Here is a 25,085-nt window from a genome sequence, read left to right as displayed (position 1 = left end):
ATTCCTCCATAAAGTAGCTGATATCCCAGCCTCAATCTCGTAATAAATTCGTCAGTATTGCGATTCCCCCAAACAGGATTATTAGGATTCTTAATCCAGTTGATTGGACTATGACAAATCTCATGATGACAACGGTAGCATGTAGAAAATGTCGATACCCCAATAACGTCATTTCCATAGTAAGCGTGATGGATCTCTTCACTTTTGTTAGTCAAGCAGACTACACAATAATTGTGAGTTTTTCGGTGAGCGATCGCTACTTGTTTTCTGTACTCTTTGGGATTACCATATCGAGCATTCCAGTTTAATCGTCTGTGTAGCCGAGATTTTCTAATAGTAATGTCACCCCCTTTTCGTTTAACTCTTGCCCCGTTAATTCTTGCCACTTCTGTTTGATTTCCTGAAAATGCGGTCTTCTCCCTAATTCTTTTGCCCATTCTCGAATTTCTTCATACCAGTCAACCTGCTGCTGTGAGGATTGCTGATTATTTTTAGAACTATTAACAGTGTCAGCATTCGGTTTGGAATCCTGTTTTTGTTCCAGACCTTTGATATCAAATTCCGGGATTAGGGCAACGAAGGGATTAGACCGAGTGGGAATTACTAAGGCATAACGTACACCAGCTTTATCTAGTAGTTCGCAAGCTTGGCGTAACATCTCCAAAATCTCTTTTTTGACATTTACAAAGTCTTGGGGATGGTCAAGAATATAAGAGGATGTTTGCCCTGTGGCAATAAAACAGACATTCTTTAAGGACGGGCGGCTAAATCCGGTTTCTCCAGAGAGTGGGGACTGGCCCATAAATAAACCATGACCCTTTAACCCAGCAGTGAATTTGATGACATAGTTCCAAAAACCCTGTAAGTCTTTGGCGGTATCAGCATCAACCATTCCTGGAAGTCCCTTGCCACCACCAAATACAGAGTCCACCTCATCTTGAGCAAGAAATAATTCGGGAACACCCTGACATTCACCACCAACTTTTGCAACCCTAGCTTTTTGTTGGTCAATCATGTTAGTGGCGAAAGTAATCCAATCTCTTAAGGCTTTCATGCCGTCAAACTTACGGCTGAACTTGCACAGCCATCTGGTAACTTCATCTTTTGGATCACTACCAATGACAATTGCCGGACTTTGAGATTTTGCAGCAATTTTATTAATAATCACTCCAGCCAGAGTTGACTTGCCGGATTGTGTGCCACCAGAAATGTAGAAATGGTGATTACTGCGAAGGGTCATATTTTGATTAGATGCAGCATCACACAGTTCATCAATCCAAGCACCATCAATTCTGATGTACTCAGGATAATTAGCTGCGATCGCTTGGAGAACTTTCATCGCACCCGGATTAATCACGGACTGCACCGATTCTTCATCAATGTCAGCAATATCGGGATTGGGAATACCAGTCGGTGAAGGTGATTGTTGTGCTGGTGGTTCTGGGAGTGTAACCAACCCTTGCAACTGATATTCAGCTATCCACCGGGGGCGCTCTTGCACTGGTAGCCGATTCACATAATCAGCAACTCGGCGTTTAGCTGCGATCGCAGTCGTAACATAATCATAAACAGCCTCACCTTGTAAATGCTGCTTAAGTGATTTCAGGTCAGCTTCTTCTAAAGAGCGGTATACTTTCTGTTTGCCTTCGCTGATTTGGGCAGATACCCCAAATAAGCCAGCACTTAGCGTTCCAGCACCAAGCAGCATCCCGGTTGTGATTCGGTCAGTGTTTAAGAAAAAAGGAGCAGACAGGCATAATACTGCACTCGCTCCTAAAGAACATAAAATAGTTCGCTCTGCATGAATCACCCCACTGGCAGTTAGTCGTTGTAATTCAAATGGCATAACTTATCTCACCCCCAATGCAACACCGGCTGCAACTAAGGTCAAAAAGACAAACAGGAATATCACTCCAGGCATCAAGCCGATGGTAAAAGTTTTGCGGTTAAATCCAAAACCTTTAACGACTAAACCGCCAAAGTTGAATAACCCCAGAAATATGCAGCAGATAGAGATTATGCCGATAAACCAAAGAATGTACTTACTAACGGGGCTGGCAACCGATAAATAACCCATAAACATAGAAAAGCCAACCCCACACACTGCATATCCTATATGAAAGAGCTTGATTTGCATAACTAGAATCCAGAAGTCAGGAGTCAGAAGTCAGAATGGAATTAACATAACTTGTTAGTAATTTGCTAACTTCTTCAAGTTGGTTAATTGCGTTTGCCATATCACCGTAATTTAAATCCCTAGCTAGGATTAAATAATATCTACATTCTTCTAAAGAACCCTGTGCCGTGTTCATAAATCTTGCTTTATCTGCTCTCCCTTTTTTCTTAAATCCCTCAGCAATATTAGCGGCGATAGAAACAGATGCACGTCTAAATTGTGAGGATAACCCAAATATTTCTGACTTAGGAAATTGACCAGTCAGTTTATATACGTTCAAAACAAATTGATGTGCTTTCTGCCAAACTATTAAATCTTGAAATGTTTTTGCTGCTTGTCTCATTTATTCTGACTCCTGACTTCTGACTTCTGACTCCTGATTTAGAACCTAAAGCTATCACCCACTTCATCAAATGCTTTCTCGTATCCCCCCAACTGACGTTGTTGTTCCTGTGAGCCGAAGGCATGACGAATTACCGCCTCCCCATGTAATCCCCTGGTTCGCTGCAAATCCTCCTCAACCTTCATGGCTTCTTGAGAATATGCCAACTGGTTTTTATACATCTCTGCCAAAGATTGCAACTGTTTGAGCTTGTGGCGGGAGAACTTTGTATGTAGCCACTTCTGTGCTTTTAGAGTGCCAGCCACTTCTGCTTCATCAAGAACCTGCTTTGCTGTAGTGTAAGCTGGCAATGTGTAGCGATCGCGGATTGATGAAGGTAAATTACCCTCAATTTGGGTAGCATCCCCAACCCTTAAATCCGTTGATACTACTCCATCACCTTTACCGCCAAACAAACCAGGAAGCCATTTTCCTAACATTGCTTTCTCCTCTCTAACTACTAATTAAAGAATTCAGAAGCCAGAAGTCAGGAGCCAGAATAAAGAATTGTAGTACTGAATCAATAGGCTATAAAACATTAAATGTCAGAATTCAGGAGCCAGAAGCCAGAAGCCAGAATATATAAGAAGTTTATTAAAACTAGGATATTTATCAAGTCTTTATTTGATTCTTTAATTATTCTGACTTCTGACTCCTGACTCCTGAATTCTGTTCGTTAAATTCTACCTATTCAGTTCTCCTGAATTCTGACTCCTGACTCCTGACTCCTGCGTATAAGTCTGCTGAACTTGTTGAACTTGTGAGCCGATATATCGGGTTATGCCATATATGCCCATGAACGAAAACATCAATACTGTTATTGCTGCGATCGCAGTTTGAGCCATCATTCCCCGTTGCATCAATTCCTCAATCTGTCTATTGGACTGCGATCGCGTTCTCGACTCATCAATAATTTGCTGGACTACCAGGAATTCTTCTGTTGTCAGATTTTCTAGTGTCAGCCCTGACAGATTCAATTCCCCGTCCTTCTTCAGGTGAATATTTAATGCTTTGCGATGGGTTTGGTCTTGTTGCTCCATATATTGCCACGCCCAAAACGAGGGTCAATAGCAGCAGATTTAGTACTGCTGCTAATCCAATGAATTTATTCGGCTGCATTTGTTGGGCTAATACCGAAAATACCCGCAACGAGTTCGTCACCGATTGCACGAAAGGAATCTACGTCAGCTTCCTCCTCCATCGCTTTAGAGACAAACTTACTCACCACGTCTTTGGGAGCATTGCGAATCGTTGATAACAACTGGTCAGCTTTATCAGTTGTATAAGCGTCAATCCCGACGTTGAGGACATCTTCTAAGGATTGAATTTCTTGATTTGAAACCTGGGATGCATGAGCGATCGCTCCTTGCAATGGAGGAGTGGATTTACGGCGGGGTGAGTTTTTACCGAGTTTGCCATTGCCATTTTTGGACTTGCCATTAGCAGTGGTCAGAGCAGTTGATTTCTTGGCTTGTGCAACTTGAATTGCCACTTCTTGGGCTTCGGCATCATTCAAATTATCAACATCCATGCCAATAGCTGATGCGGCGGACAAAATATCGCCCTCATCGAACTCAATCCCTTGCAAAGTAAGTATTTGTTTGATTTTTTCCATATTATTATGTTTCTTATATGGTACTACACCACTAATATAGTCTATATTGGCTACATATCACATAAGAACCTAAAGATATTTATTTGTAGGGTTCTTGTCCCATAACCAATCTCATTCGATAATCTGGGTGATTAAATATGGATGCAACAATGCCTAGAACAAAAGCACAGGGAATGACCAGGATTGAACTTTACGTGCCAACAGCACTCTTTGAAGAAGCAGAAGAACTGGCTGAGTTTGAGGGGTGGAAATTATCAGAACTGCACCGTGTATTCTGGGAAAACGGTTTTGGCATTTATGTCGAGCGCAGTAACAAGAGAATGATTAACAAACGTCTTCGTTCTAAGGCGGTGAATGACTCTGAGGCTGTAGAAGACTAACAAAGACGGGGAGCGCCCAGGGAAACCTGGGCATTAGAATATCAAAATAGAATTCAGGAGTCAGAAGTCAGGAGCCAGAATTCAGTACGGTATTTTGTGCGACACAACGAATAGCAGTAGTTGAATCTCGACTTCGCTCGATTACCACGTAACCGAAACTCAAGTGCATCGCTGGCGGATAGCGTAGTGTAAAGCCTGCGGCATAGCTTGTCTGCGACACGCTGCGCGTAGTTCGCTTCTCCGTAGGAGTACGCTTAGAGCGAGTCATCAAACGTCTTGATTGCTGACTCCTGAATTCTGACTTCTGAATTCTTCTTCATGGAGGCAATATGTATCAAGATATGTATAATCTTGCTTGGGTAAAAACAGCTTGTGAACACGTCTTAGGTAAAAGCATTAGTATTAGAGCTTGGCGAAAATGGTTAAGGATATGTGGTGTACAGCAGTACGCCCGACAGGTGAGATTGAAAGAATGCTGCTATTTGTTAGGGCTTGCATATCTCAAAAGTCAAAATCTCTTCAAAAGGTATTCTTTGTCAGACGTTTCATTGCTACTCAAAAAGGATCAAGAGCGTTTTGCTCAATTTGGTATCGACTTAGAAGAACCAGATTTTCCGTTATCTGGGCGAGAACTTCCGAATTTTATCTACGACAGAACAAAGCGTAAAATCAGCTTGCGAACTGTGTATCGTTGGGCTGAAAAACACAGTATTCCCTTCTCTGTATCGAGAATTATTCCCCCACAAGAACTAATTAGATGGCTGGAATTAGGAAATGCCGCTTCTTAAAGATGAATTCAGAACCAAGAATTAGGACGCTCTCTACTAAACTCTAGAAAGCACGACTTTTTTGGACAGAATACCGATTCTTGTTTCCTGATTTCTGACTCCTGACTCCTGAATTCTAATCTCTAGCCGCTCTTTTTTTTTGCACTGCTCTGTCGCAAAGCGGTACAGAATTCCGGCAGGTGTGCCGTGACATCCAAAACCCCTGCTGTGTATAGATGTCACAAAAAGCGGCATGATGTCAACAACGCCCAGAACCCTTGTGTTTCCGTTAATGTCACAAAAAGCGGCACAGTTGAACTGTGACATAAGCGTGCAGGGACAGTACTCAAAGCCATACAGAATGGGTGTCACGCGAAAAGCGGCCCACTTGACGAAAAAAAAACAGGAAGAAAAAAAGCCCCGTTTTTGGGGCTTTTTTATAAAGTGCGATCGACAGCCTCTGATGCTCACAGAACGCCTGCTTTTAAGTGTGGGATTTTCTACACCCTATCCCCTACAAGCTTTTCATGACTGATGCTGAATTTTATTTCCTAAGCTTTCTATTTTTTATTTTGCAAGTTTTTCTTCTTCTTTTGTTTAGGGCACTGGATATCGACCATCAACCCATGCTCAAATACGATAGTGTGTTCTGGAGTTGCTCCATCAGTAAGGAGAGTTTTTTTCTGTTTACTCATCAACTTCATTTCCTTAATTGTGTTCTCGAAAAAATGAAGTTCATAGCCACAATCACACTCAAATGATGAAGGGAATATTTCTTTGGACATAAACTAATCGAAAAAATTATATTTCCTTGGCATTTTTTTCATAATCCCATAGATTGGGAAACCATTGCAGCAGATTCGTTAAAGAAAGAAATTATACATCAAGCGGCTAGTGAAAAAAATTTCCGCATAGTCAAGCTCATTGCAATAATCCTATTTGAATTATTTTTTTTTGCCAACAAGTGTGTGCTGTTTAACCTAGCCTTTCTTCTAGGTTCTCAACGTTTAAACTTTATGAGAGGATTAACCCAGTATTTAAACTCAGCTTAAACATCTTGTTCTGAAATGTGATCTAAATTCATCACCATACAGGAGTGCTTAATCATGGCGCAGGACGAACTAAAGAACAAAGTAGCTTTGATTACTGGTGCAAATAAAGGTCTGGGGCTGGAAATGAGTCGTCAACTTGGACAACATGGATTGACAATTCTGATAGCGGCCCGAAACTTAGATGCAGCTAAAACAGCAGCAAGTAACTTAGAGAATGAAGGAGTTATAGCTCACCCAATTGCCCTGGATGTCACTGATAGCAATCAAATTGAATCTGCCGTTCAACAAATTAGTGACTCTTTTGGTAGGCTTGATGTCTTGATCAATAACGCGGGTGTGTTTTTAGATGGTGACTGGTTAACCAGTAATGCTAGTTCTATTTCTGTAGACACTATTCGACAGACATTTAACACAAACTTTTTTGGCTTAGTGGAATTAACTCAACGAGCATTGCCGTTAATATTGAATAGTCCTAGTGGTCGAATTGTAAATATGTCGAGTATTGAAGCCTCGTTAACACTTCATGCTGACCCCAATTCATTCATCTATGATTCCAAACCATTTGCTTACAATGCTTCTAAGGCAGCAGTGAACTCATTTACAATTCATTTAGCTCATGAGTTACGCAATACTCCGGTGAAGATTAATAGCGCTCATCCGGGTTGGGTAAAAACGGAATTAGGTGGTGAAGGTGCGATGATGGACATCGTATCAGGTGCGAAAACTGGTGTTGAATTAGCGATATTGCCAAATGATGGCCCCAGTGGTGGTTTTTTCCATCTTGGCGAACCAGTAGCTTGGTAAATTATGCCAACACTTGAAGTCGTAGCATAAGTTATTAGTAATCATACGAATCTCTCACGATTTTCGTACACTCGATACTATTGACTATTGGTCAAAACGGCGAACGGCGATTCATCCCATTCATTCAAGATGAGATCAATCGCCGTTTTTTGTGAAAAATCGGCTCTAATTCTGGTCAAGCTATCTATTATTAGAGGTAATTCTTAGTACGTGAATACTGATTTAAGGATTGGATATTGCCCCTAACTGCTGCTTGAGAATTAGTATTTTACATTGATACGCTTCAATCTCAGCTTGAAGTTCAGCACGTAATTCACTTGGTGTAAGCAGATGAATTTTCTCCTCTTCAAGATGTGACACTTCGGAAAAATCGTTTTTATCTAGGACAGCATAACGCCAAGATTCGTTACATAATCCAGTCAGTAGATTGTTGGGTGGATAATACTGAATTCCAACAATAACTCCCTGCTTGGTTCTCTGCCCTAACGAATATTTTGGTGATGTCCAATGATTCGGGATAGCAATGATTTTTGAAGTTTCCATACGATTTCAATTATTGTTGTTTTAACTGTGTTTGTACTACTTGCTGCTGCCTTTTCTCTACCAGAACCTCACCAATAGCTCCCCCAGTACCCAGCCCTAACATTCCTGTCGCAATCATGTACATTGCATTCTTGCCAAAAAATTGCACTCCTAAATATCCGATAGATATGGCCGCTAATGTGCTGGTCAGACTTACAACAATTACTTGTACTTGATTTCGTTTCATAATTTAAATTCCTTTCTTTGATAGAGATTATGAATTCTTCTTTTGTTTGACTAGCACCGAACGCAAATACTGCCGACAAGCTGCTTCTCCCCGATACATCAGAATATGAAGTGCCTCAACTTCCTGTATCGGAGAAACACAAATCTCAGCAATGGCTGGAATCAAATTCTGTTGTGAACGCACATAGTCTTGATGGTGCTGCTCTAATTCCTGAATCTTAGAATTCAACTGCTGTATTTGCCGTAATGCTTGAGTTAAGGAAGATTCTTTATTTTGAGAGCAATTATCCAAAGTGAATGTCATATTATTGCTCCTATGTACAACATTAGATTGAAGGGCTGACCAATCAGGACATTTTTCATCAAGTAACCGTGGGGATGAACAGTATTCAGTACTGCCCGTTGAGAAGGAACACTCATCTTTTATTGTTGGTTTTTTCGGCGGTTCGTATTTGGATAACAAAGCACTGAAGTCATAAATCGTTACTGTTGATTTGAGTTCTGGCTCAGGTTTTGGTTTCGACTCTATGGCAAGTTCAGGAATGCCTAAACCAACTGCATCTTTAATTTCTTGCTCCATGATCTGATTCTCCTTGTTGGCTAAATTGCTTCACCTACTCGATTGCGTTGACTAGCTGATATAAAACGTAAAAAGCATCATTTAGTGTCACATCATTTCAGGTAAAAAATGCTCTGACGATTGAATTTTATGATAATTTAGACTACTCCCCACAAGCTGCAATGTATATTGACAACCCTGCAATATAGTCCAAATCTGTGATGTGGTTAACTTGAAATACAATCACTGTTTCTCGTTCTAAGACTTGTCTTGACGAATACTAAGACTTGTCCGGTTGTCTGAAACTTTTCCAATCAGGGCAAGTTTTCTCTTCTACCCCACTAGGATGTATTGCACAAACCAGCGTTACTCCTTCGTATTTAACACCGTGAAAATTCCGACATCCTCTACAATTCGTGGGTATTGCCTTGCGTCTTTCAATTAATATTTTGTCAATCTCTAACTCGACTTGAATTTCATGCAGGCTCTTGACAGCAAAACAAGAACCACCTAATAACAAACACGTTCCTGCAATTATACTTCTTGCACTTGCCCCGTTAGTTAGCCCTTTGAACACAATTGTGCTTCCCAACAGTACTGCTGTTATTCCCATTGCTCCAGCACAAATATTTAAGTACTTTAGTTTTGACATCGGCTTATAATCATAGATAACTGTTATTAGCAAAGCGTTCTGCTAAGGGTAGTACCATTACTAGCGGATTGCTTAATCCACTAAACACATAAACATTGTCTAATCCTGGAACAGCACCAATTATAGGAAATTGATTCCCACTAAATGCCACCAAGCAATGATGCCAAATTCCTGGTAAATTCTTCAAAGTTGGTAACACTTCCCCGACACTTTCTCGCAACCATTTTTCACTTGCTTGTGAATTTACCTTGGCATGAGGATCTGTGAGAATGCGACTAATTTGACCCAAGCGTAAAGTGCCATCTTGAAATTGAATTGCGCCAGCATCTAAAATCGCTGTTACTGGTTCATTACCTGGATGATCCCAAACTTCATCGACTTGAGCAGATTGGGCTTCTAATTGAAATCGTTGCACATTTGCTGGCATAACTAAGGTGCTTAACTTGACATCAACTGGTGCAGTTTCAATTATTTCTGCGTGGGTAAAATATATTTTAGTGGAAATACCAGATGCCTTTAATAGTTGGCGGCTAAGTCCACCTGCACAAATGACAACATTTGCACTGTGGTAAGTTGCAGTAGTGGTTTTTACACCACTTTCTAATATTTGCAATACTTGGGTAATTTGCACTTCACCCCCACCACGCAAAAAAGCTTGAATGTAAGCTTGTGCTGTTTTTTGTGGATGAATATGACCGTGCTTAACAGTTAAAGCACCAGATATCGCCTGTTGATTTAGGAGTGGTTCCAGTTCAATCGCGGCTTCTGGGCTAAATAAATGTGGTACATCGGCACAATTGTTATAGGATGCAGCGATCGCTTCTGGGTCACTAGAAACTGGAATAGTCAGTAATAAATCTAATTCCCGAAACTCGATATCAGCGTCTAACTCAAGAGATAAGATACGATAGCGAGCGCTTGCTTCTTTGCATAATTGGCGAGTAAATGCTGTAGTACCCGACCAATATGCAAGCCCACCATAACTATAACGAGTTGCATTCTGTGGTATTTCATATTCTTCCACCAGAAGTACGCCAAAGCCTGCTTTTCCTAATTCATAAGCAAGTGCAGCACCTGTAATCCCACCACCAACTACAATCCAGTCGTAAGTTTTCATCTGAAATTTCCACTCAGCAACAACCATCTAATATGTTGCTTGTAACCGTTGTAAAAGATATTCTCTTGCTAAAATAGGCGGATAAATAGGGGATTTTCCTTTTTGGCAACTTTGTAAACAAGCAATCTCTACATCATCATTAGGATGACAGAAAAAAGCAATAGAATACCGAGACTGGTTTACCCTGTCGTCATTAGGAATCATCACCCGATGGTGAGTTGAACAAAAAACATGATTTGTCCACCTCTGCATTAAATCACCAGTATTAACTATAACAGTATCAGGAATTGCAGCCGCCTCAATCCATTCTCCATCTGTTGTTCTTACTTCCAGCCCACTAACTTCATCTTGGAAAAGTAAAGTAATGCTGCCATAATCAGAGTGTTCCCCAGCACGGACTTGTCCGGGTTTGGGTGATGTTTGCAATGGGGGATAGTGGAGCAAGCGCAAAGTATGATTGTATTGATTGTGCTTTGTCGTCAAAAAATCTTCAGGCAATTCCAATGCCAAAGCAAAGATTTGCAATATTGTGTTAGCTAGTTTTGTGCAACTTTCATAGAAACCAACAATAGAAGCATCCATCCTAACAGTACCCTCCTTGTTGACATTAAACGCCTCTTTTAAGTCACCTGGTTTATTAGGGTCAAGACGTTCTCTTTCAAGAGCAACATATCCTGTATTACAAAATTCATCACTCCAAGCAAGCTTTTGCTTAACTTCTAAAGGTTGTTTAAAAAAAGATTGATTGTAGCTGAACACTTGCTCTATTAAGTCTTTTGAGATTCCCGAATTTTGCAAGTAGATGAAACCGATTTCATGGCAAGCTTGATAAATTTGTTTCACGACAGCTTGCCGATTTGTTGCGTTGCTACGAGTGAAAGCACTTAAATCAATTATTGGAATTGTGACCATTGATTATTCAAGATATTCTATTAATAGTTAACAAGTTGTAAGAACTCAGGTTGATACTCCTGTAAAGATGTTGCACTTGTCAATACCCTCAGACCTGAATTATTACTTAATTTCTTGCTCCTTGACCTGATTCTTTTTGTTGAGAAAATTGCTCTACCTGCTCGATTGCTTCAACTAACTCAAACAAAATATTGACAGCATCGTTTAGCACCACATCATTTGATGTAGAAAAGTACTCGGATGATTGAAGCCTGCGATAATCCTTACTGCTCCCAACCAGCTGCAATGTATATTGACAGCCTTGCAAGATAGCCCGAATCTCTGGTGTAGTTAATTTGATTTCCATCGTTGTTTCTTCCCCTAAAATTTATCCCGGTGAATACTGAAACTAGCTCCGACCAAAGAACTCCCTAAGAAAGCGGAAAAACTGACCAACATTGCACCCATGCAGATATTTTTTTGTTGCTCCCAACCAGAGATGATTATGTTGGGATTAGCATTGGACTCAATAATCTCCAGCCCCCAGCACCCCATTGCCCCTACTCCTGAAAACCCAGTCAAGAGCAGAGAGATAATTGCAGTTGTTTCTATGGTGCGATCAATGAATACTTTGGAGTTGAATCGTCTTCTTGGACGATGACTTTTAACTAATCGGACTTTTGGCTCTTGCATACTTGAACGAGCAATTTGTTTGTGATTAGCCATTGGTTTCACTTATTCTCATGAATTACTAGGAAAAATATGATCCTCTACAGCCAACTTGAACTGTTTTATCCCTCCGCTATAGTGGATTTTGATGCCTGAAATTATTTCTTGTTCTGTGAGTTCTTCAACTTCTTCGGGACAGGATAAATCGCGCCAAGGCAAACACTCTTTTATCCAATCTTTCGCCCGCAAAAATTCGTTAGCAGTTAACTGTGCGACTTGTATTTTCATTTCGCTTCATCCAACTCCACAAAAAATCCTGCACCAGTATTTGTCACTTTCACCAGCTTTCGATTTACTAGTGTTTGTATGACACTAAGACTAAAACTGATGGTACATAATCGTGCGCTACCCCCACAACGACGAAGATACTGTAGGCATAGTGAGGAATTGTCAGTAGAGGTAGGGGGAATAGATTTTCTTGGCATAATGTTGACTATGACTCTATGATTTGTAGATGATGTAAATTGAAAAAAAATTCTTGAACTGGCGGCATATCTGGAAAATGAACTTTCCTTATACTGAACCCACAGACTTGAATTAATGGAACTAGCTGATAATCTGATAAAATTCGTTCATGTTTGATAACACCTGCAAATTTATCGCTGAGATGTATTCTCCTGATTTTGCTACTTGGCTATTAGGAGAACCTATTACTTTAACCAAATTAAGTCCTACAGAATTGTCTTTAGAACCTATTCGTGCTGATGCCTTAATATTGCTGCAATCGGATGAAGTTGTTCTCCACATTGAATTTCAGACCAAACCTGATGACGATATGCCGTTTAGGATGGCTGATTATCGTTTAAGGGTGTATCGCCGTTTTCCCAATAAGCGAATGCATCAAGTGGTAATTTACTTAGCCAAAACTGAATCAGAGAAGGTGTATCAAACAACTTTTACCACTGAAAGTTTACGACATGAATTTACGGTAATTCGTTTGTGGGAGCAACCCCCAGAGGTATTTTTGGCAGCACCAGGATTACTCCCCTTTGCAGTTTTGAGTGCCACTGAGAACAAGGTTGGTACACTACAACTTGCATCTGAAAGTATTGATAAAATTGCTGATCGTCGGACACAAAGTAATATTGCTGCTGCCTCAGCAATCCTGGCTGGGTTAGTATTAGAACAAGAAGTGATTGGCCGTTTATTCAGGAAGGACATTATGCGCGAATCAGTGGTTTATCAATCAATAAAGACCGAAGGTAGCGATGAAAAAGCCCGTCAAATTGCTGTTAATCTCTTAAAAGAGGGCATGGCTGTTGATGCGATCGCTCGGCTGACTGACTTATCAGTAGAAGTAGTGCAACAACTACAACAGGGAGAATCTGAGAACCAAGGGTGATTTTGATCCGATTTCTGTACCAGATCGGGTCAACTAGGGCTGCTTTTCAAGTCCCCATATTCTCCGGCACTCAATGACGGTGGTTGCTTTGTGACCTTTTATAACCATCCCAATTTCTAGGATTATGATGTGATGAGATTGATTCTTCAAAGTCCCAGTTCTGAGAATTAGTATCGAAAAACTCAATGGCTGCATCAAAACCACACTGCAAAAATCTAGTGTATGATTCTTCCGAGCAAAGAATTGATTCGACAATTGCAGTTAGGAGTTTAAGGTTAGTTTCAGTAGCAGCACCTTCTTTGTAAAGCCATTCAATGGTTTCTATTAGCTGTTGTTTAGCAGAAGCCGCAGTAGATTCAGGTAATGCTGCAACGGGAATAAAACCTGTTAGTTGTTTCATGTTTGATTGGCTCAAAAATTATCTATTTCTACAACACCTTCATCAGTTGCAACTTTCCGTTGAGATTTGGCTTTACTAATTTGGAATTCGTTCGCTTTAATCACAGGCATTGCAGCCTCTTTCACTGCTGCTTTTGCCTGATGATAAAGGAATTGAACTACACCATCGGCATCTTCTTCATCTTCCACTTGTGCCCAAAGTGAGCAGCCCAATTCGATTGATTCATAGTGCCCCAAGTTGAACTTTCTCGAATAATTAATTGAGACAGTACCGATTTTCATTGACTTGTTTTTGCTACTAATTTTTGTAGTGGCGATTCACCTTTGAATCGCCTTTTTCGTGTTTAATTACCGCTTGTTACCTTGCGACATTGCTGTCTGATTCTGTCCTTGTAGAGATAGCCGTGCCTCAGTCTCCGAAACCGGGGGTAATGCTGGTGCAGTGACAGCATTACTAGCCCATCGCTCGTAAGTTTCGTTTGTAACCCAGTGAAGTGTTGCCCCAGATTCCGCGCCAGAGCGAATCATCTCGGCGGCTTCGAGTGCATCATGCTCAAAGTCAGATTGAGGATTGCGATAGCTCCACTGAATAAACCAGTACGTTCCCAGCGTTCCTTCCACTTTCTGAAACTCCGCGCAGAAAATGTAGTTTTTCAGTACCGAAGCGATCGCACCGAAGCAGAATTCTTTGGGATCTCCCGGCATCCCTTCCTCGCACCACTGCTGGAAAGCGCGATGAGCGAAGTGGTTGTACAGTCCAGCAAAATTGTCTTTACTGCGGCGGTGGATCAGAAAACTAAGCAACATCGAAGCTGGCCCCTTAAACTGGTCTTTGAGTCCCCCAGCAACAGGAATAACCCACAGTTCGGTAAATGGCTCGTTGGTGAAGTTTTCGTTGATGGTCAATGCACGGTCAGGGCGAGAGATTGCAATTGCAAAGTCAGCCTTGTTACCTTTAAGATATCCGCCTGCTTGTGCTTCTAGAATCGTCAGTTTTGGAGGACAATCGAGTAAGAATTGACCATATTCCTTAGCGCAATTCGCTTGTAGTTTAGGTTGGCTGGGTGGAATGAGAAAGACGCTGTTGTTGATTTTGATGGTTTCCATAATTGCGTTGTTGTTGTTGAAAATTGCGTTGATACTGGATAGTGTTCGACTTAGCTATTTATCAACAGAATTCAGGAGTCAGGAGTCAGTATTCAGAATATAGGAAAGGTATTGTGACCGAAAAAGCTGATGAATAATCGGCGTTTTGCACCCCCACCAAATCGAAATTTTAGTGGTCAACAAGAAAGTTGCAGGTCTGAATCCCCAACTGATAGCGAGTCTACGAGTATCTTGATTCTGACTCCTGACTTCTGACTTCTTAATTCTTCTTCAAGACAATTCCAGGAATTGTTTTTAACTCGTATTTCAGCACCTCGATTTGATATAGTCGTTTTTTAATCTCTGCTTCTAGAAGTGTTTTCAATTCCTGCGGTTTGAGCAATTTAATCTCGTTCTCTAAGTGATTTTCCTCTTCAATGGAATTCATGTCAGGCATGACTAAATAACGCCAGCTTTCATCGTATTCATAAGCTAAAAGACTATCGATTGGGTAATACTTGATGCCGATGATAATTCCCTGTTCTGTACGTTGTCCTAAAGTGAATCGGGGGTATTTCCAACCGTGTGGAATGGTGATTGTTGGTTGCATTATTTTGCCTCCTGATTGAACTTGACCTCGACGATTTCTTCCACACAACCCATTACCTCGCCCAAGTAATGCAATGTATCGCCCACGTGAGTTGCGGCTTCTGGGTCAATCTTTTTATCAGCAATCAACAAAAGCCAGTTTTCATCTTGGGCGATCGCCTGAATCTTTGCGTAGCACGAGTTGAATTCTTCTAGGATTTCTATCGGTTCCATTGGTTTATTCAATGAATTGTGGTGTTCCTATTTGGATAAAATTTAAGTTTGCTCCTTGCCACACAGGTGGGTTTGCCCTACCCACCCGTTTCCTTACGCTGCAACCAAATCTTTAGTTTTTGGAACGTACCTCTTTAGTCGCTCCCACTCGTCATTCGTTAGCGAATCGAATTCCTTATCCAATAATTCTTCTTCTGTGAATGGTTCTTCTGTAGTCGCTGTAAAGTAGCCTGTCATCGTCATAAATTCATCCAGCCCGACTGCTGCATCAACCGGCTCGGCGTATCGAATCTTATCTACCGCATTTGACCAGTAGGTGATGTGCTGAAATATCACCCCAATCATGGAATCATCTGTGTAGACTCGATAAGTTTTGGGGCAAGCTCCATTGACGTAAACGAGTATGTAACCAGGGATTTCGATAATCTCTGCATTCGGGTCTGTTGGCGGTAGAAAAATTTTCTCTGGTGAATCATCCCAATCGGCTTGTTGAAGAGAAAATGGGCTAATCATATTTGATGTGGCATGATGATTTGGATTGTTTAAATTTCGTTGTAGAGGCGATTGCATAACTCTAGGGGGAGCAATCGCTTTTTCTCACTTCCAGTACAAGGGATTTCCATGACCTCTGCATTCGCATCTGTCGGAGGTAGGAGAATTTTCTCTTGATAGTCACCTACTTGAAGCAAGAGGTTACTTGCTGCACTTTATGTCATGATTGGTATTTCTAAAGCAGCGATTGAGCTTTGGAGGCGATTGCATTTGTCTTGGGAAGCAATCGCCTTTTCTACCTTCAGCAACTTACGCCGCTACTACCGCTCTAACTCCCAGCAGCCCAATCACATCTTTTGCACTGCCAGCAACCCGATTCACTCCGTACTGTCTTGGTCTTGCGTACCAGGTTTGTTGATTGCACCCGACGAAGCCAACAAAATGCCCGTCTTGGTAGAGTTTGGTGCTAAATGATAACCAGTTAATCTCACCGTGGTACAAACCAAAAACAGTGCAAGCTGTTTCCAATTCATTGCTCAGGCGCTCGTTCCGTTCTAGTGGTGTTTCTGGCAGAGTCGCTTTTACCTCTGCAACTCTTGTAGCGAACCAGTCCCGGTCAAATGGGAGTCGTCCGCCTTTCACGAACTGCACCCATACTGTAATTCCGCCTTCAATCCAGATCGTGCGAACTGATTCGGGTTCGACCTCGATAATCTCACCAATAATGCGGCGATCTCTGCTGGTGAGAGGATCTTGGGTTGGGGCTACAGCTTCGGCTTGGGTTTCGAGGTGGTGGTTTAGTTCTGCTTGGGCGAGGGCTTGCTCATCAACAGAAAAACTAGGAATTGCTTGCTGTGTATGTGTTGTATAAGGCATAATAGAATTCCTTGATAAAAGGGTAAAAAGCGATCGCAGAAGTTGTCCAGACAGTAGCGGTCGCTTTTGTTATGTGTGCAAAGAACGTTGTGGTTTGGCACAACGCTCTCAAAAAGATTTGGCGTAGCCATCAAAGCTAGTTGCTAAGAGCATTCTCAAGACAGCAGCATCAGGGGATGTGTAAGGAAGTGCTGTGTTAGGAACAAGGCACTCTAATGAATTCAGCTTTGCTGCAAATAAGATTTCTAGACAGGATGATTAGCAAATAACCAGTTTTTTTAGACTTGATAGGTCATCGAGATCATCTTCGTTGGCTTGAGCATTACAAGTTTGGCTTCCGGCTGCTATTCTCGGTGGCACTTGGTTTTGTGATTGATTGAATGAGTTTAAATCTGGGAGTAAGCACTTCTTTGTTTACTAGGAGGCTAGCGCTTGTTTCCTCCTTTATATTTAAAATACTACGCGAGACGTAGGAAAAAGTCAAGCGCTTAAAATAGTTTTTTCTACATTTAGCGTAGTATTTTTATTTTCAAGCGTAGTTTTATTGATTTGTGACCATGTATAATAATGAGTATTCCAAGAGTCGATTTATCAAAGCAAGACGGGGATTAAACTAATGGAGGTGTCACATGGACAAGCGAATGATTGCTTGGAGGTTAAATGAAATAATGGCAAAAAAGCGTATTAGGAATAAAGACCTAGCAGCAGCTTTAGGGATTGACGAAAACTCTGTTCATCGATTGAGAAGAACAGATGAAATGCCTCGATTAACTGGGGAAAGACTTAATGGACTCTGTATTGCCCTTGAATGCCAACCTGGAGATTTAATTGTTTTTATCCCAGATGACGACACAGATACCACAGGAGAAGAAGAACAAAAGGTTAAGCCAATCCCTGTAAGGGAATATCTAAAATCTAAAGCTGATAATTCCCAACCACAGGATATAGCAGCATAAAGCGATCGCTGCCGGTCAAAGCTATGCGATCGCCTGCTCAATCCGTTGATCACAAAGTGAGCTAATTATAATGCTGACACATTTTGGGAAAAATCCTCCAAATCAGCTGCTCTTGTTCACTTTGGTTAAACTGCAACACCCCAACTTTCAAGCATTTACCATACATAGTGGGCAAGAGATATGCTGACACTAGACAGAGAACAAACAACAGCACTCGATTACAGTGTTGTCAACAGCAGCATTCAGGAAACCTTCACCGCCATTGATAGGTTCGAGTGGCAAACAATAGATGAACTACGTCTTATGCAAGACAACCACTATTACGAAGATGGTGGACACGTCAGTTTTAAAGACTATTGTGAGAAGGAGTTGACCAAACACGGTGGATATCGCCGAGTCAAGGATCTATTTGCGGCCAAGCAAGTAGTTGATACCTTACCAGAAGAACTGAGGCCGCATATTACCAAACCCTCTCAAACTCGCTCCTTACTCCGGTTGGTCAAAACTCCTGACAAGTTACAAGAAGCTGTTGCGATCGCAGCCAAAGAAAAACCCTTCCCCACCGCCGCAGACTTCGCTAGAGCAGTACAGAAGGTCGTTCCAAACAATACGTCACCCACTAGAACCAATAGCACAAAACAAGAAAAAGTCAAAACGCAATTGTGTCATTCTGTCACTGTTTCTTCCCTTTTACACCCTCGTTATGGGGAGTCAGGAGCGATTGAAGCAGACGCACCCAATAACTATCAGCAGATTGTCACCTTTGCTGATGGCGAAAGGTTGTTGATCAACAATGCTGATTTGACTGGTTTAAATGACGCAATTGTGTCATTTTCAGCAGAGCGCACATACCCAAAAGAATACGCCGAAGCGATCGCCCAAATCAAAGAGCAACACAAGTTTGAGTTAGAGCGTTTACAGCAGGAATTGAGGATTGGGCTACAAGCAGAAGCAGGGGCTAAAGCTGAGGCCCACGTACAAGAACAAATCCAATCTCTGCAAAACTTGTACAAGCAGCAGAAAGAGCAGAATATTCAGTTGCAGGAACGGCTGGATGAGATGGAGGGATTGAAAAAGCTGGAAATTGAAAACCAACAACTCCAGCAACGCATTCAGGATTTGGAAAACGGTGTAGAGCAACGTCCCTCGCAACAGTGGGGGAATACGATGACCCAGCAAGCGACCAAAGTTTTGAACAAGCAAGTCAAGCTTGCCTTGGAGAAAACTATTGATTTGCGATCGCTAGCCCAAGAACCACCCAAGGAGAACGCCCAAGAATGTCTGCGCTTGATGGGTATGGCATTGAAAAACCTTGCCAGTGCTATGAACAATACCCAGGCATTGGAGGCAGCAGCGCTAATTTTAGGTAGTGAACCTACACCACAGGCGATCGCATATCGAGCCGAACAATTGGAAATGTTGCCCCAGGCGGTTAGTGACATTCGACGGGTGCTTGCACAACCGGGATGTACTTGGCAGGAGTTTTGGAATGTTGCCCAAGAATACGAAGTGATTAAACAGGACTACTGGGCAGAATTGACTACCCAGGAAACAGAGTTAATTATCGCACTGGAAACGGCATCTACTGAACCGGACACTATTGGCGTTGGTTCTATCGTTGCCCACGCCGATCCTTACCGCACTTTGTATGTGGAAAGGGGTGAAGTTGTAGAGGATTTAGGCGAGGAAGTGGTGGTTGCCTGGGATTGCTGGCGAAACCAGTCCAAGAAAACTGATAGGTATTTTCGAGACGAGTTGCGCTTTTGGCAACCTCAATAGGCTTTCAGTGAATCGGTGACTTTTTAGACAACTCAATACAAGTACCAAGCCCTGCATCACAGTGGGGGAAATTTCCGTGCGTCAACATAACAGGAGATTGTACAATGACCGCAACTATCACAAGACCCAAGCCCAAAAAGTCTGCTGCTAAACCACAATCACCATATAAGCGGCTTCATGTGATTATCCCGATTGAGGATATGTTATGGACATCGCAGCAAAAGCCTTCAGTCAATCAGCTATGGCAAGAATGCTGGACGGCTGATCCTTATGGTTCTCGGTGGATGCCTTTGACCTCTGCTTTGGGATATAGTACTTTTATCTGTGCGAAGAAAATTCTCTCCGACAGTGGACTATTCATTTTCAAGCCGGACAAGTCAATTCAGGATAGCCGAGAAACCGTTACCTGGATGGTAAAGAATTTGCATGGCAGTCGGATGAAGGAATTTTGGGAGAAAGCCAATTCTGAAAATCAGCAACCAGATTCTCAAAAACGAGAACCAAATACTGAAAAACGAGAATCAAATGCTGGGGATTCAGAGATAGATGCTGGCTCCGAAGAAATGGGTGCTTTGTATGAAGCATCTATTTTGGGTCAAAGTCAGCCAGAGCAAAGATTACAGGAAACCTCACGAACTGTTCAGGAACACCTAACGAACTCTTCAAAAGAGTTCGTTAGGTGTGTCTCTGACACGCTTACAGGAAATTCGCGTGACGAGGAGACGGCTCATGCGCCCTTGGGGGGCGCTTCGCCTCAGACTGTTGAAAGCGTGTCAGAGTTGGAGGAAGACTTGCCTGTGGCAATGGACTGCACGACGCTAGCGCTTGTGGATAATGCACAGGGTGAATCTGCTTTGTTGTTGGCTGAAAACCAGGATTGTGGCGTTGAGCCGAGAGACTGTTATGAAGGTACTTGTTCCGCAGCATCCGTCGCCCACAGGACTTACGCAACTGTCACAAGCAATGGCGCGGTGTAGCCGCGCCGTGCGCCAAACAACTAGGCAATAAACATGGGAACATTCGGACGTTTTAGTTGCTGAACTAAATAATTTGATAACAATCCATGCTTAATTTGATAGATTGTTTGACCAGTTTTATAAGCTAAATTTTTGAGCCTAAGCCAAACTAAAATAGCGCAGGCAATATGATTTCTTTGAATACGACCCTTACGACATTGGCATGATTCAATACCAGTCAATTGTTTTAATTCTCTATGAAACTCCTCAACCTTCCATCGTACCTTACACACTTTTTGTACAACGTCCGTAGAATCTTGAGATAAATCGTTTGTAGCGATAAAATCCGTTTTGTCGGTGGAGACAATTACCCGGAACAGTTTCACTTTTTTCGCTTGAGGAAACTTTTTTATTTTAACTATTTTACCTGATTTCAACTCCTCTTCATTCCAAGATAACAATTCAACTTTTTGATAATCTTCTTCACCTGCTGTATCATCAACAAGTCGATTACGTTTTAGAGGACAATAATAATATTTTCCTAATCCATCAATATATAACATCAATTTATTTGTCGCATACCAAGTGTCCATCAAGACAGCTTGAAATGGTAAAACCTTATTATACACAAGGTTTTGCAGCATCTCCATCACATGGTCTATCTTTGTTTTTCTTTTCTCGTTCTGGGTCATAAATGCGATAGTCAACTACCCAAAACTTTCCGAGTTCATGATTTACATATACACAATTTACTAGCCCAATCCCTTGAATTACACCATGCTCATTGCCACTATATTGGCGTTTACTTGGCTCTATTTCAATAGCATATCGTTTATCAATTACTGTGTCATCAAAAACCAAGTAGGCGTTATCATTTATTTCTATTAAATCTTTCACGTTATCCCAAAGAATCCGAGGTGTTAATTTTTCGTTCTTTAAATAACGGTTGATTTTATCATGACTGATCTGCTCTAAATGCTCTGCCAAATTTGTCAGCGTATAATTAATCTGACTACTTAACAAGTATTGGCAATAGTTAAGTTTAGTAAATCTCATAAAGCTACAGGATTTATTTTATGCCTCCTCAGCTAATCTTCTCATGATTTGATGAATACTTAATACAGCCGATTACTGTTACTAATTTCAGCAATGTTCTCTGAGTACACCACCACCTTCTAGTACATAACTACTATAAAAATGCGATCGCACTGTGCCAGTTGCGTAAGTCCTGGCCCAAAACGAAAAATCTTTAAATTCTGCGATCGCTAATCAAAATCAGGGGCAGGTAGAACACGGTTATTCAGCTACGTTGTTGGTTGAAAATTCAGTTTCGGGTGTAGAAGTCAAAGCAGTTCATGAAGGTACTTGTTCCGCCGTATCTGTGCCAAATTCTGAAAAATGGTCGCATGAGGCGATAGTTGCAAGGGCAAATGCGCGACCTCAACGTATGCAAAAACTCAAACAGGCGGCGAATTCGGGGGAGAATCCGGGGTTTGACTTTTTGCTGGAGTGTTGGGATGATGATCCTGCTTTGCAAATTGTGATCAAGAAATTGCTGGCGAAGTTTCCGCAGTGGGGGTTGGTTGCGGTGGAAAGGGTGCTTGTGAAGTGGCAAGAGTAGCAAAGATTCTGTACCGAATGGCACTAAGATAAGCGCAAACCCATGATTTAACTGGCTTTTGAGTGTGGGAAGTGTGGGGAGAGGGGGAAGGGTGGGAAGTGTGGGGAGGGTGGGGAGAAAGAGGAGAAATTGAATAACTGCACATCAATGAACCCTGCATTGCCTCCCACACCCCCCACACCCTGCCCTGACGAAGTTTCAGCTTTTCTTAGTGCCATTCGATTCTGTACCCATCCACAACTTGAAAATGGTCGAGTCGTGCGATCACACAATGGTGCCATGTCATTTCATTCTTCTCTAAATCTCAACATTGACCAAAAGTCCGTCACTTTTAAGTAGCTGATCGCTCAGGATAATCAAACCTTGAGTTTTTAAATAGTGAAGCACTTGGTTAGGGGCTTGCAAGAAAATAAAATACCAGTCATTCGATTGAAGTTGCCATCAAGTGGGCTTCCAATATGACTTGGAAAGGGATTGCACCCATTGTTCACCGTGTTGAAGCAACCTATGAAAAAGGAATCAAGGTTCTCTCACAAGAGTTAGAACACTACCAAACCTTCTGGCAACCTTCCGAAACTCTACCTAAATGGGATATCACAATTTTCCCCGTTTAATTGGTATCTTATTTTCTTGCAAATCCCTTAACACATTGTTCAACAGTAAATCGATCGGTTTGACAGATAATCTCTGGATTTATTGGTTCTTCGTAGGGGTCGGAGATCCCAGTAAAATGTTGAATTTGTCCGGCTCTAGCTAATGCGTAAAGTCCTTTAACATCACGGGATTCACAAACGGCTATAGGAGCATAAACGTAAATTTCGATAAATTTGGTAGAAGTCTTTTTGAGTTCCTCTCGAACTTGACGATAGGGACTGATGGCGGCAATGATCGCAATTATGCCATTACGACTAAGTAAGTTAGCCACAAAGCCAATCCGACGCACATTTATATCTCGGTCTTGTTTGCTGAAGCCTAGACCTTGTGAAAGATAGATGCGAACTATATCACCATCTAGAATTTCTGTTGGGTAACTTCGCGTTTGCAGTTTTTGGTCTAGATTGTGAGCAATCGTTGTTTTGCCAGCACCACTTAACCCAGTTAGCCAGAGAATTGCACCAAGGTGTTTCATGTTTAATTTAATACATAATCATTATATAGCGGTTTGCCGACGAGTGAGCTAGGTGGGGGCGGGTATCAGCACCAGCACCGCCGATTAACAAAGGAGTCTGTACCCCCCCCAAAGAAAAAGTTCTTTTTGCCCTCTGCCCTTTGCCTCCTAACTTCTTCAACAATTATCTCAAAACTAATGGGATAGACCATTAGTAGGGGCAATTCATGAATTGCTTCTATATTTCATAGCTTGATGCATAAGTCCTAAATTTATTTCTTGTAAATCCCTTATATAAAGCTTGCATGAACTTGATTTTTGCTTACGCGAGCGTGTAATGAGCTTCTATTGATAAAATTTACTTATGTAATTTTGGCAAAAGTCGTTACCACAGAATGATTTATAAAACAACAAGAAAATGCGTATTCATCAATTTTAATCAGCAAACAAAATATATTCAGACAAAGAATAAAGTTAATGTGATGTTTATGTGATCATGTATAAGCTTTGACAAAAAGTTATATCTTCAAGATTTTGTGAAGCAGTTTATGTGATTCTACTTAAGAGATAATTGAAAAGGCAAAAAACCTACATCGGGATAGGATAATTTTTTATTCTCCTCCCTGGTAGAAAAAATGAATCAAAATCCTGTAACTGTAACTAATAGCTTAGAAATAAATGCCTCACGGCAGTTCACCCCTTGGTTGTTAGAACAGAATCTCAGTCTAGCTTTCACTACATATCAAGCAGGTAAATTATTTTTCATCGGCTTGCAACAAGGCGGCAAACTATCAGTATTCGAGCGCACCTTTGAACGCTGCATGGGTTTGTATGCTTATGGCAGCAGTTTGTATATGAGTTCGCTTTATCAATTATGGCGCTTTGAAAACATCCTACAACCGGGACAAGTTCACGACAACTACGATGCTGTTTATTTGCCCCAGATAAGTTATGTGACGGGAGACTTAGACATTCATGATATCGCCCTGAGTAATTCCCCATTCCCAAACGGCAAAATTCCCAGTGGTGGCTTAAATAATTCAGAGAATTTGATATTTGTCAATACCCTATTTAGCTGTTTAGCCAAAGTTAGTTCCACCCATAGCTTCATTCCCCTGTGGCAACCGCCGTTTATTAGTAAATTGGCAGCAGAAGACAGGTGTCATTTCAACGGGTTAGCAATGCGAGATGGTCAACCCAGATATGTCACTGTTGTTAGTCAGTCAGATGCAGCAGAAGGATGGCGGGACAAACGGGCTGATGGTGGTTGCGTCATTGATGTGGAGAGTAACGAGATAGTAATTAAGGGGCTTTCTATGCCCCATTCTCCTCGCTGGTATCAAGACAAATTGTGGTTACTCAACTCTGGGACAGGAGATTTTGGCTACGTAGACTTAGGACGAGGTAGCTTTGAACCCGTGGCTTTTTGTCCGGGATATATGCGTGGTTGTGCATTTCATGGCAACTTTGCGATCGTGGGGATTTCTCAGCCCAGGCACAACAAGACTTTTAGTGGTTTGCCCCTAGATGAAAAACTGCAACAAAAAAACGTCGAACCTCGATGTGGGTTGCTGGTGATTGACTTGCGGACTGGAGATATTGTGCATTCCCTGCGAATAGAGGGAGCCGTACTGGAATTATACGACGTGGTGGCACTACCAGGGGTGCGTCGTCCAATGGCGATCGGCTTTAAGAGTGATGAAATTCGGCGGATGGTGACGATGGGATGAGTCTAGTAGTTCGCCAACCCAAAATT

General features: G+C 41.7%; 35 protein-coding genes and 1 pseudogene. 10 read left to right on the top strand and 26 right to left on the bottom strand.

Annotated features, from left to right (window positions below):
* Positions 1-304 precede the first annotated feature (304 nt).
* From GJB62_RS31010 to GJB62_RS30985, 6 genes are all read right to left on the bottom strand, one after another.
* Positions 305-1,846 carry a hypothetical protein gene (locus tag GJB62_RS31010; RefSeq protein ID WP_159402630.1) on the bottom strand — a complete coding sequence of 514 codons (1,542 nt, stop codon included), beginning with the start codon at positions 1,844-1,846 and terminating at the stop codon, positions 305-307.
* 3 nt (positions 1,847-1,849) lie between these two features.
* Positions 1,850-2,137, bottom strand: coding sequence for a hypothetical protein (locus GJB62_RS31005; protein ID WP_012412919.1), 288 nt, complete (start codon positions 2,135-2,137; stop codon positions 1,850-1,852).
* 16 nt (positions 2,138-2,153) lie between these two features.
* A complete protein-coding gene (locus GJB62_RS31000) occupies positions 2,154-2,519 on the bottom strand; it encodes a four helix bundle protein (protein ID WP_114080759.1) in 366 nt (121 codons plus the stop codon).
* A gap of 38 nt (positions 2,520-2,557) precedes the next feature.
* A complete protein-coding gene (locus tag GJB62_RS30995) occupies positions 2,558-2,998 on the bottom strand; it encodes a hypothetical protein (protein WP_114080760.1) in 441 nt (146 codons plus the stop codon).
* A 243-nt stretch (positions 2,999-3,241) separates the two neighbouring features.
* Complete coding sequence (locus tag GJB62_RS30990; RefSeq protein WP_114080761.1) at positions 3,242-3,598, bottom strand: hypothetical protein; 357 nt, start codon at positions 3,596-3,598, stop codon at positions 3,242-3,244.
* A gap of 65 nt (positions 3,599-3,663) precedes the next feature.
* Positions 3,664-4,173, bottom strand: a complete 510-nt coding sequence (locus GJB62_RS30985; RefSeq protein ID WP_114080762.1) for a hypothetical protein — start codon at positions 4,171-4,173, stop codon at positions 3,664-3,666.
* 149 nt (positions 4,174-4,322) lie between these two features.
* On the opposite strand from GJB62_RS30985, the gene GJB62_RS30980 reads away from it, so the two are divergent.
* Entirely contained in the window at positions 4,323-4,553 is a 231-nt protein-coding gene (locus tag GJB62_RS30980) for a hypothetical protein (RefSeq protein ID WP_245246259.1), read from the top strand.
* A 67-nt stretch (positions 4,554-4,620) separates the two neighbouring features.
* Here the strand turns inward: GJB62_RS30980 and GJB62_RS30975 are convergent, their stop codons facing one another.
* The gene (locus tag GJB62_RS30975) at positions 4,621-4,821 is read right to left on the bottom strand and encodes a hypothetical protein (RefSeq protein WP_147262451.1); all 201 of its coding nucleotides are present in this window, start codon (positions 4,819-4,821) and stop codon (positions 4,621-4,623) included.
* Positions 4,822-4,882: 61 nt separating this feature from the next.
* On the opposite strand from GJB62_RS30975, the gene GJB62_RS30970 reads away from it, so the two are divergent.
* A complete protein-coding gene (locus GJB62_RS30970; RefSeq protein WP_114080764.1) occupies positions 4,883-5,341 on the top strand; it encodes a DNA-binding protein in 459 nt (152 codons plus the stop codon).
* Between the two features lie 539 nt (positions 5,342-5,880).
* Here the strand turns inward: GJB62_RS30970 and GJB62_RS38105 are convergent.
* Positions 5,881-6,015, bottom strand: coding sequence for a hypothetical protein (locus GJB62_RS38105; protein ID WP_258551418.1), 135 nt, complete (start codon positions 6,013-6,015; stop codon positions 5,881-5,883).
* 411 nt (positions 6,016-6,426) lie between these two features.
* Between GJB62_RS38105 and GJB62_RS30960 the strand changes: the two genes are divergently transcribed.
* A complete protein-coding gene (locus GJB62_RS30960) occupies positions 6,427-7,176 on the top strand; it encodes an SDR family oxidoreductase (RefSeq protein ID WP_114080768.1) in 750 nt (249 codons plus the stop codon).
* Between the two features lie 222 nt (positions 7,177-7,398).
* Here the strand turns inward: GJB62_RS30960 and GJB62_RS30955 are convergent, their stop codons facing one another.
* The 9 genes from GJB62_RS30955 to GJB62_RS30915 form a co-directional block, all read right to left on the bottom strand.
* Positions 7,399-7,719, bottom strand: coding sequence for a hypothetical protein (locus GJB62_RS30955; protein ID WP_114080769.1), 321 nt, complete (start codon positions 7,717-7,719; stop codon positions 7,399-7,401).
* Positions 7,720-7,729: 10 nt separating this feature from the next.
* The gene (locus GJB62_RS30950; protein ID WP_114080770.1) at positions 7,730-7,945 is read right to left on the bottom strand and encodes a hypothetical protein; all 216 of its coding nucleotides are present in this window, start codon (positions 7,943-7,945) and stop codon (positions 7,730-7,732) included.
* Between the two features lie 27 nt (positions 7,946-7,972).
* The gene (locus GJB62_RS37700; RefSeq protein ID WP_245246258.1) at positions 7,973-8,524 is read right to left on the bottom strand and encodes a hypothetical protein; all 552 of its coding nucleotides are present in this window, start codon (positions 8,522-8,524) and stop codon (positions 7,973-7,975) included.
* A 259-nt stretch (positions 8,525-8,783) separates the two neighbouring features.
* Complete coding sequence (locus tag GJB62_RS30940; protein WP_147262452.1) at positions 8,784-9,155, bottom strand: hypothetical protein; 372 nt, start codon at positions 9,153-9,155, stop codon at positions 8,784-8,786.
* 10 nt (positions 9,156-9,165) lie between these two features.
* Positions 9,166-10,272, bottom strand: coding sequence for an FAD-binding oxidoreductase (locus GJB62_RS30935; RefSeq protein WP_114080773.1), 1,107 nt, complete (start codon positions 10,270-10,272; stop codon positions 9,166-9,168).
* 27 nt (positions 10,273-10,299) lie between these two features.
* The gene (locus tag GJB62_RS30930; RefSeq protein WP_159402629.1) at positions 10,300-11,184 is read right to left on the bottom strand and encodes a 2-oxoglutarate and iron-dependent oxygenase domain-containing protein; all 885 of its coding nucleotides are present in this window, start codon (positions 11,182-11,184) and stop codon (positions 10,300-10,302) included.
* 106 nt (positions 11,185-11,290) lie between these two features.
* Positions 11,291-11,530, bottom strand: a complete 240-nt coding sequence (locus tag GJB62_RS30925; protein ID WP_167756033.1) for a hypothetical protein — start codon at positions 11,528-11,530, stop codon at positions 11,291-11,293.
* 14 nt (positions 11,531-11,544) lie between these two features.
* A complete protein-coding gene (locus GJB62_RS30920; RefSeq protein WP_245246257.1) occupies positions 11,545-11,889 on the bottom strand; it encodes a hypothetical protein in 345 nt (114 codons plus the stop codon).
* 15 nt (positions 11,890-11,904) lie between these two features.
* Positions 11,905-12,120, bottom strand: a complete 216-nt coding sequence (locus GJB62_RS30915; protein WP_114086291.1) for a hypothetical protein — start codon at positions 12,118-12,120, stop codon at positions 11,905-11,907.
* 346 nt (positions 12,121-12,466) lie between these two features.
* Here GJB62_RS30915 and GJB62_RS30910 point away from each other — a divergent pair, with 346 nt between their 5' ends.
* On the top strand, positions 12,467-13,234 hold the full coding sequence (locus tag GJB62_RS30910) for an Rpn family recombination-promoting nuclease/putative transposase (protein ID WP_114086289.1): 768 nt from the start codon (positions 12,467-12,469) through the stop codon (positions 13,232-13,234).
* Positions 13,235-13,304: 70 nt separating this feature from the next.
* Here the strand turns inward: GJB62_RS30910 and GJB62_RS30905 are convergent, their stop codons facing one another.
* From GJB62_RS30905 to GJB62_RS30875, 7 genes are all read right to left on the bottom strand, one after another.
* The gene (locus GJB62_RS30905; RefSeq protein ID WP_114086288.1) at positions 13,305-13,634 is read right to left on the bottom strand and encodes a hypothetical protein; all 330 of its coding nucleotides are present in this window, start codon (positions 13,632-13,634) and stop codon (positions 13,305-13,307) included.
* An 11-nt stretch (positions 13,635-13,645) separates the two neighbouring features.
* Positions 13,646-13,915, bottom strand: a complete 270-nt coding sequence (locus GJB62_RS30900; protein WP_114086287.1) for a hypothetical protein — start codon at positions 13,913-13,915, stop codon at positions 13,646-13,648.
* A gap of 66 nt (positions 13,916-13,981) precedes the next feature.
* Positions 13,982-14,740 carry a hypothetical protein gene (locus tag GJB62_RS30895; protein ID WP_245246256.1) on the bottom strand — a complete coding sequence of 253 codons (759 nt, stop codon included), beginning with the start codon at positions 14,738-14,740 and terminating at the stop codon, positions 13,982-13,984.
* A 259-nt stretch (positions 14,741-14,999) separates the two neighbouring features.
* Complete coding sequence (locus GJB62_RS30890; RefSeq protein WP_114086286.1) at positions 15,000-15,329, bottom strand: hypothetical protein; 330 nt, start codon at positions 15,327-15,329, stop codon at positions 15,000-15,002.
* Positions 15,329-15,541, bottom strand: a complete 213-nt coding sequence (locus GJB62_RS30885; RefSeq protein WP_114086285.1) for a hypothetical protein — start codon at positions 15,539-15,541, stop codon at positions 15,329-15,331. Before GJB62_RS30885 ends, GJB62_RS30890 begins: the two co-directional genes overlap by 1 nt.
* Positions 15,542-15,634: 93 nt before the next feature.
* Positions 15,635-16,111, bottom strand: a complete 477-nt coding sequence (locus GJB62_RS30880; protein WP_181852966.1) for a hypothetical protein — start codon at positions 16,109-16,111, stop codon at positions 15,635-15,637.
* Positions 16,112-16,342: 231 nt separating this feature from the next.
* Positions 16,343-16,909, bottom strand: coding sequence for a hypothetical protein (locus GJB62_RS30875; RefSeq protein ID WP_114086284.1), 567 nt, complete (start codon positions 16,907-16,909; stop codon positions 16,343-16,345).
* A gap of 629 nt (positions 16,910-17,538) precedes the next feature.
* On the opposite strand from GJB62_RS30875, the gene GJB62_RS30870 reads away from it, so the two are divergent.
* The 3 genes from GJB62_RS30870 (at position 17,539) to GJB62_RS30860 (ending at position 20,621) form a co-directional block, all read left to right on the top strand.
* Positions 17,539-17,865 carry a helix-turn-helix transcriptional regulator gene (locus GJB62_RS30870; RefSeq protein ID WP_167756032.1) on the top strand — a complete coding sequence of 109 codons (327 nt, stop codon included), beginning with the start codon at positions 17,539-17,541 and terminating at the stop codon, positions 17,863-17,865.
* Positions 17,866-18,045: 180 nt separating this feature from the next.
* Positions 18,046-19,644 (top strand): hypothetical protein, encoded by a 1,599-nt coding sequence (locus GJB62_RS30865; RefSeq protein ID WP_114086283.1) that lies wholly within the window; start codon positions 18,046-18,048, stop codon positions 19,642-19,644.
* 104 nt (positions 19,645-19,748) lie between these two features.
* Positions 19,749-20,621, top strand: a complete 873-nt coding sequence (locus GJB62_RS30860; RefSeq protein WP_245246254.1) for a hypothetical protein — start codon at positions 19,749-19,751, stop codon at positions 20,619-20,621.
* A 20-nt stretch (positions 20,622-20,641) separates the two neighbouring features.
* On the opposite strand, the pseudogene GJB62_RS30855 reads toward GJB62_RS30860, so the two are convergent.
* Positions 20,642-21,656, bottom strand: a pseudogene (locus GJB62_RS30855) (transposase).
* Between the two features lie 256 nt (positions 21,657-21,912).
* Here GJB62_RS30855 and GJB62_RS30850 point away from each other — a divergent pair.
* The gene (locus GJB62_RS30850; protein ID WP_147262613.1) at positions 21,913-22,221 is read left to right on the top strand and encodes a hypothetical protein; all 309 of its coding nucleotides are present in this window, start codon (positions 21,913-21,915) and stop codon (positions 22,219-22,221) included.
* Between the two features lie 458 nt (positions 22,222-22,679).
* The gene (locus GJB62_RS30845; protein WP_220186693.1) at positions 22,680-22,835 is read left to right on the top strand and encodes a hypothetical protein; all 156 of its coding nucleotides are present in this window, start codon (positions 22,680-22,682) and stop codon (positions 22,833-22,835) included.
* An 8-nt stretch (positions 22,836-22,843) separates the two neighbouring features.
* Here the strand turns inward: GJB62_RS30845 and cysC are convergent, their stop codons facing one another.
* Positions 22,844-23,350, bottom strand: coding sequence for an adenylyl-sulfate kinase (gene cysC / locus GJB62_RS30840; protein ID WP_114086281.1), 507 nt, complete (start codon positions 23,348-23,350; stop codon positions 22,844-22,846).
* 614 nt (positions 23,351-23,964) lie between these two features.
* Here cysC and GJB62_RS30835 point away from each other — a divergent pair.
* Positions 23,965-25,059, top strand: a complete 1,095-nt coding sequence (locus tag GJB62_RS30835; protein ID WP_114086280.1) for a TIGR03032 family protein — start codon at positions 23,965-23,967, stop codon at positions 25,057-25,059.
* Positions 25,060-25,085: the final 26 nt, after the last annotated feature.

This window comes from Nostoc sp. ATCC 53789, from assembly GCF_009873495.1.
Taxonomy (GTDB): domain Bacteria; phylum Cyanobacteriota; class Cyanobacteriia; order Cyanobacteriales; family Nostocaceae; genus Nostoc; species Nostoc muscorum_A.
This window is presented reverse-complemented; position numbering and strand designations above follow the sequence as displayed.